Annotated in this window: 9 protein-coding genes; 4 read left to right on the top strand and 5 right to left on the bottom strand. The window is 28.8% G+C overall.

The annotated features are described in order from the left end of the window. Window positions 1-163 precede the first annotated feature (163 nt). The 4 genes from H9660_RS08595 to purR form a co-directional block, all read right to left on the bottom strand. Complete coding sequence (locus tag H9660_RS08595) at window positions 164-1,123, bottom strand: ribose-phosphate diphosphokinase (protein WP_191749964.1); 960 nt, start codon at window positions 1,121-1,123, stop codon at window positions 164-166. Between the two features lie 49 nt (window positions 1,124-1,172). Beyond that, on the bottom strand, window positions 1,173-2,543 hold the full coding sequence (glmU, locus tag H9660_RS08600) for a bifunctional UDP-N-acetylglucosamine diphosphorylase/glucosamine-1-phosphate N-acetyltransferase GlmU (RefSeq protein WP_191749965.1): 1,371 nt from the start codon (window positions 2,541-2,543) through the stop codon (window positions 1,173-1,175). 220 nt (window positions 2,544-2,763) lie between these two features. Continuing rightward, a complete protein-coding gene (spoVG, locus tag H9660_RS08605) occupies window positions 2,764-3,048 on the bottom strand; it encodes a septation regulator SpoVG (RefSeq protein WP_191749966.1) in 285 nt (94 codons plus the stop codon). A gap of 357 nt (window positions 3,049-3,405) precedes the next feature. Next, complete coding sequence (gene purR, locus H9660_RS08610) at window positions 3,406-4,221, bottom strand: pur operon repressor (RefSeq protein ID WP_191749967.1); 816 nt, start codon at window positions 4,219-4,221, stop codon at window positions 3,406-3,408. A gap of 277 nt (window positions 4,222-4,498) precedes the next feature. Here purR and murC point away from each other — a divergent pair, with 277 nt between their 5' ends. Both murC and H9660_RS08620 read left to right on the top strand, forming a co-directional pair. Then, window positions 4,499-5,875 carry a UDP-N-acetylmuramate--L-alanine ligase gene (gene murC / locus H9660_RS08615; RefSeq protein ID WP_191749968.1) on the top strand — a complete coding sequence of 459 codons (1,377 nt, stop codon included), beginning with the start codon at window positions 4,499-4,501 and terminating at the stop codon, window positions 5,873-5,875. 197 nt (window positions 5,876-6,072) lie between these two features. After that, window positions 6,073-6,891: a purine-nucleoside phosphorylase gene (locus tag H9660_RS08620; RefSeq protein WP_191749969.1), complete on the top strand. Its 819-nt coding sequence runs from the start codon at window positions 6,073-6,075 to the stop codon at window positions 6,889-6,891. Window positions 6,892-6,921: 30 nt separating this feature from the next. Here the strand turns inward: H9660_RS08620 and H9660_RS08625 are convergent, their stop codons facing one another. Beyond that, a complete protein-coding gene (locus H9660_RS08625) occupies window positions 6,922-10,416 on the bottom strand; it encodes a glycosyl hydrolase (RefSeq protein ID WP_191749970.1) in 3,495 nt (1,164 codons plus the stop codon). Window positions 10,417-10,662: 246 nt separating this feature from the next. Here H9660_RS08625 and H9660_RS08630 point away from each other — a divergent pair, with 246 nt between their 5' ends. Next, window positions 10,663-11,133 (top strand): hypothetical protein, encoded by a 471-nt coding sequence (locus tag H9660_RS08630; protein ID WP_191749971.1) that lies wholly within the window; start codon window positions 10,663-10,665, stop codon window positions 11,131-11,133. 20 nt (window positions 11,134-11,153) lie between these two features. Next, window positions 11,154-11,615 (top strand): DUF4829 domain-containing protein, encoded by a 462-nt coding sequence (locus H9660_RS08635; protein ID WP_191749972.1) that lies wholly within the window; start codon window positions 11,154-11,156, stop codon window positions 11,613-11,615. The last annotated feature ends 45 nt before the right edge of the window (window positions 11,616-11,660 follow it).

Raw genomic sequence — 11,660 nt, forward strand, 5'->3', positions numbered from 1 at the left:
TTATAATTGATTTGATACTTATATTATTTCTTTTATTAGAATTATAAATAATAATTAATAATCTTTACAATTTATTAATCTTATTTTTATAATTTCCTAAATAGTAAAATAATAAACCTCTAAAAAGTTTGTGCTTCTTAGAGGTTTTTTATCCTAATATGTATTAAGATTCAAATAATTTACTTATTGGTTCATCATCATATATTCTCTTTATAGCTTCTGCAAATAAAGGTGCTACTGATAATGCCTTAAATTTAATTAATCCGTCTCTTTCTGGTAACTTTATAGTATTTAGCATAACTAATTCTTCAATTGCTGAATTATTTATTCTTTCAAATGCTGGTCCTGATAAAACCCCATGAGTACAACATGCATAAACATTTTTAGCACCTAAATCCTTTAAAGCATTAGCTGCATTTGCTATAGTTCCTGCTGTATCTATCATATCATCTATTAGGATACATTTTTTACCTTTTATATCACCTATAATATTCATTATTTCTGATACATTTGCTTTTGGTCTTCTTTTATCAATAATCGCTATTGGTGCATGTAATCTATCTGCAAACTTTCTAGCTCTAGTTACACTTCCTAAATCAGGCGAAACTACTACTACATCATCATCTTCATCGAATCCTTTATCAACAAAATACTTTCCTAATATTGGTGATCCTAATAAATGATCAACTGGTATATTAAAGTATCCTTGAATTTGGGCTGCATGTAAATCCATAGTTAATACTCTATGAGCTCCTGCTGCTGTTAATAGATCAGCAACTAATTTTGCTGTAATTGGATCTCTTGATTTAGCTTTTCTATCTTGTCTAGCATATCCATAGTATGGCATAACAACTGTTATTCTACCAGCTGAAGCTCTCTTAAATGCATCTATCATAATTAATAGTTCCATTAAGTTATCATTAACTGGTGAACTAGTTGATTGAACTAAAAAAACGTCAGCTCCTCTTACTGTTTCTCCAATATCGACAGATATTTCTCCATCACTAAAAGTTGAAACCTTTGCCTTACCAAGTGGTAATCCTAATATATCTGCAATTTCCTGTGCAAGTTCTGGATGTGAGTTTCCAGTGAATATTTTAATGTTTTTTCCATGGGTTATCATTATGTGAAGACCTCCTTAAATTTTAAAATACTTTTGTTTATCTAAATATTTATTTATTGGTAAGACCTTTTTTATCTACCCAACCTTCAATATTTCTTTGTTTAGACCTAGCTATAGCAAGCTCTCCTTTTTTTACATCATTAACTATAGTAGAACCTGCAGCAATGTAAGTATTATCTTCTACAGTAACTGGAGATACTAAATTAGTATTGCATCCTATAAAACTATTGTTACCTATAGTTGTAGTATGTTTTTTCTTTCCATCATAATTAACTACAACTGTTCCACATCCAAAATTACAATTTTCCCCTACGTTTGCATCGCCTATATATGTTAAATGAGATACTTTTGTATTATCTCCTATATTAGACTTTTTAATTTCTACAAAATCACCTATTCTAGCATTGTTTCCAATTACTGATTCAGGTCTTATGTATGCAAAAGGTCCAACTGTAGTTCCTTCACCAATCTTACTATCTATTATTACAGATGATTGAATTTCTACGTTATTAGAAATCGTACTATTTGATATCCTTGAATTTGGATATAATACTACGTTTTCTCCTATTTTAGTATTTCCCTCTATAACATTTCCTGGATATATTACAGTATCTCTTCCTATTTCAACATCATCACCTATATATGTTGAATTTGGATCAATTAATTTAACTCCATTTTCCATATGTCTATTATTTATTCTTTTTCTTAATATATTTTCTGCTTCTGAAAGTTGCACTCTTGAATTAACTCCAATAGTTTCTTCATAATCTATTGATAAAGCTCCAACTCTTTTTCCTTCATTTTTAAGTATTCCTATAACATCTGTTAAATAATACTCTCCTTGTTTATTATCATTAGATAGCTTTTCTAATGAATTTAATAAACTTTCAATATCAAAGCAATATATTGCAGCATTCATTTCATTTATTTTTAATTCTTCTTCTGTACAATCTTTATGCTCTACTATCTTTAAAACTTCTTCTCCATCTCTAACGACTCTTCCATATCCTGTTGGATCTTGAACTATTGAAGATAGCAAAGTAGCTTCATTATTATTTTTATAATGAGTTTCAAATAATTTTTGTATAGTTTCAGGCTTAATTAAAGGAGCATCTCCTGCAAATACGCCTACAACACCTTTTTTTCCTTTTAAGAAATCAACTGCACATTTTACCGCATGACCTGTACCTAATTGTTCCTCTTGCAATGAATAACTAATATTCCTTGAAGCAGTTTTTTCTTTTACTAATTCTGCTCCTTTACCTATTATTACATTTATATCATCTATTTCTGCTTTTCTCATTGTGTCAATAACATGATTCACCATTTCTTTTCCACAAACCTTATGTAGAACCTTAGGTAAATTTGATTTAATTCTAGTTCCTTGACCTGCAGCTAAAATTAATGCACATTTATACATAAAATACACCTCACTAATAAATGTTAAGGACAAATTTTTATTTTTCTTTAAAAACGTTCGTAAACATCTTATTATATTATATTGTATTAAGGTAAGTATTTCAACCTCAAATATTTCCTATATATGCCTATATTCTTATCCTTTAAAATTTATATTATATAATAAATACTTTATACAAAAAAATAAAAGGGTTATCCCTTTTATTTTTTATTAACAAATATTATTCACTAATTACTTCAGACTCTTCTTCTATTTTAGCCTTTTCGTAAGCTTCTAGAATTGATGATTGAATCTTTTCTCTAGTATCTGTGTTTATTGGATGTGCTATATCCTTAAACTCACCATCTGGTGTCTTTCTACTTGGCATAGCTATAAACAATCCATTTTGTCCTTCGATTACTTTAATGTCATGAACCACAAATTCATTATCAAAAGTCACTGAAACTATAGCCTTCATCTTTCCATCGGAAGCTATTTTTCTAATTCTTACATCAGTTATTGTCATTGCATTACACCTCCGTTGCTCTGATAGATATAAAATTCTATAAAAATTGTTAAAATCCTCTTTTTATTTTGAATTTTTTTAATTTTTTTGTTTTTTTCAAAAACTTAGTTAATTTATGCAAAAAAAAGTGTTAAAATATCATAGCAAGGTGACTGGAGCTTGCGACGGAACCTGGATATGATATTTTAACACTTCAAAACTGAAGGAAGGAAATTATAAAAATCGTCTTCTTAGAATCTGATTTTACTACTTTCATAAAGTCATCCATAGATTTGACTTTATTATAAATTCCTATGAAAAAAGCTATAAAAGTTAAATTATCAATAACCCTTATAGCTTTCTATTAAATATACTTTTCTAAAGAATAAAATTAGATGGTTTTACCTCTAATCCTTGTTCATCTTCTAAATTTCTAAGTTGAACTATTGAGATATATTCATCTACTCTCTTTTGTGTTACTCCAATATTATCAATTAAAACACCAATTCCTATTAATTCACTTTCAAATTCATTTAAAAGATCCTTAATTCCTTGAGCAGTTCCACCACCTCTTAAGAAATCATCTATAAATATACATTTACTTCTTGGTTTCATAGATCTCTTAGACAGTGACATTTGTTGAATTCTACCATTTGTTCCTGATACGTAGTTAATAGTTACAGTTGATCCTTCAGTTACCTTATTATCTCTTCTTATTATTACTAATGGAATTCCTAAATTTCTTGCAACTTCATAAGCTAATGGAATACCCTTAGTTTCTACTGTAACTACATAATCTACCCCCTTATTATAGAACTCTGAAGACAGTATAACTCCAGCCTTACTAACAATTTGTGGATCATACATTAAATCTGTTACATAGATAAAGTTTCCTGGAACTATTCTACTTTTATCTTTCAGCATTTCACAAATTTCTTCTGCAAACTTTCTTCTGCTTTCGTCTTCTATCCCCGGAATAAACTTTATACCTCCAGCTGCTCCGGCAATAGTTTCTACTTTTCCCATCTGAAGTTTTTCTAATATTTCTCTTACTATTACTATATCTTCACTTATAGTTGACTTTGCTGCATTTAATAAATCAGAAAACTTATTAAGCCCTATAACCTTATTAGGGTTTTCCGTTAAAATTTTAGTAATGGCAACAACTCTACTATTTCTACTTAACTTTTCCAAAATAAATCACCTACATCTTTATTTTTTTCCGAATTATATGTTGTTTTTCAGCATCTAATATTCATATTTTATTCTATATCTTTCTCAATATCAATAGATTTTACTCAGTATTAATTGAAATCCCTTATAAATTTGAAAATTTTTATAAAAATTCGTCAAAAAGTTCAATATATAACTTTTTAATGTGTTCATTTTCTTAAATTTGTATATAATTATAAGGTGAAAACTATTTACTTGTAATTAATAAATTTATTTTATATAGAAGGAGTTGGTATTTTTGTCATTCGATCTTAATAAGGATATAAATAAAAAAGTTCACTTTATAGGAATCGGTGGAATTAGTATGAGCGGACTTGCTGCTCTTTTATTAACTAAAGGTTATAAGGTCTCTGGTTCTGACTCAAAAGAATCTGAAATTACTGAAAAACTAAAATCTGAAGGTGCAGAAATATACATAGGTCATAATGAATCTAATATAAAAGATGTTGATTTAATAGTTTATACTGCTGCAATTCCATCAGATAATCCAGAAATTATAGAAGCTAAAAAGAAAAATATAGAACTTATCGATAGAGCTGAATTCCTTGGTTTAATAATGAAAGGTCATAAATATAATGTAGCAATAGCTGGTACACATGGAAAAACAACTTCTACATCAATGTTATCTCATATAACATTAAAAGCAAATTTAGACCCTACAATATTAGTTGGTGGAGAACTTGATGTTATAGGGGGTAACTTTAAAATAGGGAATAGCGAATACTTTATTACTGAAGCTTGCGAATATAAAGAATCATTTCTAAAATTCCTTCCTTATATTGGAGTTATATTAAATATAGATGCTGACCATTTAGATTATTATAGAGATTTAAATCATATAAAGGAAACCTTTGAAAAATTCTCTAATATAATTCCTAAAGATGGCTATTTAATTGGTTATTGTGAAGATGAAAATGTGGCGGAAGTCTTAAATAAAGCTACTTGCAACACAATAAGCTATGGAATAAATAAAGGTGATGTAAGAGCTACTAATATTTCATTTGATAATAAAGGATGTGCAACATTTACAGTTTGCAAAGATAATAAGGAATTATTTAATGTTACTTTAAGCACTACTGGAAAGCACAACATATTAAATGCTTTAGCTAATATTTGTGTAGGACTTGTATTTAATATTCCTTATGATGCAATTATAGAAGGTTTAAAAGAATGTAAGGGAGCTCATAAGAGATTTGAATATAAAGGTGAATTTAATGGAGCTACTATAATAGATGATTATGCTCATCACCCAGTTGAAATAAAAGCCACTCTTAGTACTGCTGATTTAATACCTCACAAAAACATTTATGCTGTATTCCAACCACATACTTATACTAGAACTAAAACTCTATTTGATGATTTTACTACTTGTTTTGATGATGCGAATGAGCTTTTACTTATGGATATATATGCAGCTAGAGAAAAAGACACTGGACTTGTTTCATCTGAAGATCTTGGTAATGCTTTAAGAGCTAAGGGAATTAAATGTACTAATGTTCATAGTCACGAAGAAGCAGCAAATTATTTAAAGAATAAAATGTCAAAAGAAGATATTGTTCTTACTATTGGTGCTGGAGATGTTGTTAAAGTTGCCGATATTATATTAACAAAATAAAAATAAATATAAATATTTATAATTACAAATACTATAAGTAAATTATGCTTATAGTATTTTTTATATTTCTATTTTCACTATCAATTCTATAATCTTGATATTCTTCAGCTTTATTGTTTCTTTTTATAGCTATTTATTTTATAATTTACACATAGATAATTATTAAGTTAATTAAATTTATATATAGAGGTGATTTTATGGACTTATCAATGAAGATTAAAACTGCTGCAGATTTTATTATAAATAAATCTAAGTATAAACCAGAAATTGGATTAATACTAGGTTCTGGACTTGGCTCATTAGCTGATTCAATCGAAAACCCAGAATTTTATCCTTATGAAGAACTTCCTCACTTCCCAGTATCAACAGTTGAAGGTCATGCTGGAAGATTAGTTATAGGTATGTTAAATGGAAAATGTGTTATTGCAATGCAAGGTAGATTTCACTACTATGAAGGATACCACTTCAATGAAGTAACTTTCCCAGTAAGAGTAATGAAGCTTTTAGGAGTTGAAACTCTTATAGTTACTAATGCTTGTGGAGCTGTAAATGAAAGCTTTAAACCTGGAGATTTAATGATTATAACAGATCAAATTAACTTCTCAGGAGATAATCCTTTAATAGGTAGAAACTTAGATGAATTTGGGCCTAGATTCCCTGATCTTTCTAACGCATATACTAAAGACTTAGTTAATAAAGCTAAGCAAATTGCAAATAATTTAAACATAGATATAAAAACTGGTGTTTATATGATGTTTAGTGGTCCAACTTATGAAACTCCTGCTGAAATAAGAATGGCAAGAGTTATAGGTGCAGATGCCGTTGGTATGTCAACTGTTCCAGAAGTAATAGTTGCTGCTCATTCCGGTATGAAGGTTCTTGGAATTTCTTGCTTAACAAATATGGCTGCTGGTATCTTAGATCAACCTTTAAGCCATGAAGAAGTTATGGAAACTTCAGCTAATGTGAAAGAAAAATTCACTACACTTATGAATAAAATCATAGAAGAAATATAGAAAAGGTGCTGCCCATGCAGCACCTTTTTATTATTCTTTCCTTCTCCTTATAAAACCTCCAATATATACAAGTGCACTTCCTAAAGTTAAAGGAATTATTGGGCTTACTCCTCCTGTATTTGGAAGATTCCCATTATCCTCTCTTTTACTTTCTTCATCTTTAGAATTGTTTGGAAGCTCTGTATCCTCTGTTTCATTACTTTCCCCATTACCTTCTGAAATTCCTGGAATGCTTGGTTTTTCTATTCCAGGAGTACTTGGTTCGTCTACTCCTGGAGTACTTGGTTCCTCTGTTTCAGGGTTACTTGGTTCTTGTGGCTTAGTTGTATCTATAGCTTTAATACTATCAAAATATATTGTAGATTCTACAGTCCATTTTCCTGCATGATTTTCTGGTACTATTGTGTTACACCATATACCGAATCTCTCTAAGCTTCTTAAATCTATAGTTCCACCATTTTTACCTACAAAATCACTAAATTTCAATGTAACAAGTTGAGGCTCTGTTGTTCCTGCTAACTCTGGAAGGAATACTTCAAAATCCTCTCCATTTGTTGTAACTTGGATAACAAGTTTTTGAGCCTTTCCATCAGGATAAACCCAGAATTGAAGAGCATCAAACTCTGACCAATCTTGTCCTATTGCCTTAGTCATTCCAGCCCATCCTTCTGATGTCTTTTCAGTTGAAATTTTATAATTAAATGCTAACCCATATTTACCTTCATTAAATTTACCTTCTTCTGTTACTAATGTTGGAGTTAAAGAACATCCTGCTCCGACATTTGTAGCCCAGTTATTTTCTAGTAGTACACTTTCTCCATAATATCCTTCAAAATCATCAACTAATTCCTTAGATGATTCTTTTTCTTTTATATTAAATATTGCACTAATAGTATTTACAACTTTATCACCTACATATAATTCAATGCTTCCAGTCTTTTCACCAATACTATCTAATAATTCTTTTGTTATATTGCCTTCATAACTACCATTATTAAGAGTTGCCTTTAATGTCTTAATTTCATTTCCTAGGTTATCCCTTAAAACAAACTTAACATTTCCATCTAAATTCTTTACCCTTGCAGTTATTTTAGTTGGCTGTAATATTCTACTTCTTGAAGCTGGTGATGTTATATAACCATAGGAATATGCTTCTCCAATAGTAGTGCTAACGGACTTATAATCTCCAACACCATCTGCAAATACTGAAGATTCTTCATTATAATAATCAATAAATGAATTAATCATTTCATGACCTTTATTTTCATTTACCATATATGGTGCAAAAATATTTCCTTCATCAAAGTTTGCCCAAACCATATAATAAGGCATATTTGATTCGGCAACTATATTCGAAACATCACTAAACCAATTTTTATTAGGATTCCCACTTACAGGCATACACCCATAATTCTTACGAATTCCTGTTTCTGAAACTGCTGATAGCTTTCCTCTTTCATCTGCTATTCCTTGTACTAAGTTTATAGTTTCTTTTAAAGAACTCATCCACGTATCTTCTTCTGCATTTTCTATAGGATTATCATGATACATATCAAATGCTATTACATCTATAAATTCATCTCCAGGATAACGAGATAAATAGTCCTTTTCATTTTCAAAAGGTCCATTTGGAGAATATACATATAAGAAGTTGTGCACTTCTTTAGTATCTCTAAGATATTCTACTGTATATCTATATAAGTTTTTATATCCCTCTTCATCGCAAAAGGCTTTCCCCCACCAGAACCAACTTCCATTATTCTCATGGAAAGGTCTAAATAATACTGGCACCCCCTCGTCTTCTAAAATATTAGCATATTCAGCTATTATGTCTAAATATCCAGTATAAACTTCATTTAAATCTCCACCTGGCATTATTCTTGAAACTACATCACCAGTTGTTATTCCTGGAGTATAGCCTGAATAGTCATAACTTCCATTTGAATTCTTACCCTTTTCAGCTACTAAAGCAAAGTTAGGCATATGTGCTGACATAGTTATTATTGAACCCTCATTTGCAGCATCTATTCCTAATTGTGCAGCTTTTTTAGGTAGAGTAACACCATTAGCTATATCCTCATCACTTAATTGAAGTTCTGCTCCAGTTAATGATAAAGTATCTATACCTACTATTGCAGCTAAAGAACCTGTTAAATCCTTAGTATCTGAATTACTTGCTGATTCTTTTAAAACAGCCTTATGATGAGTATCATTTTGATGTCCATATAAAGCCTTATCTTCTTTTCCTATAGCTTTTAAGTAAGCATATAATTTTGCAGTTATATTTGTTGAGTTTTTATCTACTAATCTTACAGGAGAATCTACCTCTAAAGTTGATACATCTATAACACTTTGAGGTTTTACTTCAGATGTTTTTACAACGTATACATCTTCTGCAATAGTTTGTCCGAAACTTATATTATCTATATATATTGGTCCAACATAATTAGTTGATACTCCTACTGTACTTAAAATAATAGAATTAATTTCAACATCCTTAGAATTAAATTCAACTGTAACATTTACCTTCTTTAAATTATTCCCCAAATCCTCTGCATTATCTAAGTTTATGTCCATATCTTTATTAACAGCATTTTCTATATACAATTTAGTTTTAAATCCACCAGTTGCCATTTTGCTAGAATCATAAATAAAATCATAAGTTAATTTATTATATCCATTAAAATTAATAGGTTCACTTAAATCATTTTGTAGCTTTACTTCGCTCCAGGTAATCTTTGAATCCTTGCTATAATCAACATCTAACCTTATAGATCCAGCTCCAACTGTTTTATCATAAGAAACCTTTGGTTCTCCTGAGCTATATTGATATCCCCCACCATATTTCCAGCTATCTATACCAATACCCTCATTATCAAAATTCCATTCTATTGGTTTAACTGCTGGTAGTTCAATCTCTTCTTTTTCACTAGCTATAATAGATATATCATCTATTAATATTTCCCCAGCATAATCACAATTGTAGGCCGCTATTTGAATAACTAATTTTTTTAACCCATTTGATTCTCCTATTGAAGTTTCAACTTCTACCCTAGAGTATCCATTTCCTAAATCAATAAATTTATCAGAAGTTAAATCCCCATAGGAACCACCTATCCAACCCCAGCTACTATCTGATGATCCTGTCCCGTATTTTATAATTCCATTAAAATTTTTATTTTCAGTTGGAATTAGCAAATTAAATTTAACCTTAGTATCTGCTTCTATATGATTATTGCTTTCTGTAAAAAATGAAAATTCATGTTTATTGTTATCCCAATTATCTGTTCCGTCAAACTTTACATTAAATGACATAAACTTATTTCCATTTAAGTCTCTTATACTAACGTTATCTTTTGTTATTACTCCATCAACCTCATCTGGTAATAAGCTACTTTCAAAATCATTTATATATATTGCATTATCATTTGTTATAGCATAGGTTATATTTGGCTTTGGCGCCATAGTACATGCTATCATAAAGGCTACTAAAAAGGATAAATTTTTAAATTTTCTTCTTAACATTAATTAAACCTCCCTATTTTTAAATTATTAACCCAAACCTTTTATACTTTAGTCCTCTGTTTTGTTATCCTTTACAAAGCTTATCATATATATTTATATATAATAAGTTTATACTTTTAATTTTAAGATATATTTCTTTGTATTTCAAGATAAATTTAGAAAAATAAACTTCTTGATTTTTTACCAATAATATACAATAATTTTATGTATAGTATTTTAATTTTCAATTTATTAGGGAGGTTAAAAATGAAAAAAGCTTTAATTAAGTTTATGCCTTTCTGGGAAAGTGACGTTATAGGGACTCTATCTAAAATAAGTTTAACTTTTACAACAACAATAATGGGTTTATTTTCAGGAACTATATGTTTAATCTGTGGAATTATGATAATAAAGTTATTTACTTATTCAAAAGCTGATTTTACAATAGGATATGCTTTTCGTGGATTGTTTTATTTGGTAATAGGTAGTGCATACATATTTCATTATATTTTTACTAGAAAAGGGTTTTATTTAAAAAACTCAAAACTTCTTACTAAATCGTATATAATGCTTGCAATAGCCTATTTCTCTTATAGATTTATAAATTTTGAAATAAATATAACCAAGCTAATTTATACTATCATTATAATTATGACTTTAGGAATACCCTTAAATAAAGCTAAGGAAGCTTTCATAGCTCAAGAAAAATCTTTGAAGAAAGACTATTCTTCTAATTAATTTGTAAGGTGGAAAATAATATGAATAAGAAATTAAAGATTATATTAATATCGATTGTATTTATATTAAGTGTATTTTTTATATTTATAAAAACTATTAATTCACCAGAAAGAACAATAAAAAATTATATAGAATCTATAGATACCCATAATATCGATAGGCTAAATAAGTGTGTTACTTATGATAATAGACTAGGAGCCGAAGGTATAGATACTATAAAAAATGCAATAGAGAGTATGAAATTAATTAATGTAGAATTAGTAAATGATGAATCTATTTATAGTAGCTATATACAAGGTAAGAGCAAAAGTTTTAAGGATGAGTTACCAAGAGATGATATTAAAATATATAAAGTTAAATATTATATAAAATATAAAGATGATAATAAATCAGTTAAAGATAGTGGTGAATATACACAAACTTATTATTTAATTAAAGAAAGTTATAGTAAAAAATGGAAAATAAATGATATAGGCGACTAATAAATTTTAATACTCTATGTGATGCTCATATTAAATATTATAATT

Origin of the sequence: Clostridium gallinarum (assembly GCF_014836325.1) — a bacterium.
Taxonomy (GTDB): domain Bacteria; phylum Bacillota; class Clostridia; order Clostridiales; family Clostridiaceae; genus Clostridium; species Clostridium gallinarum.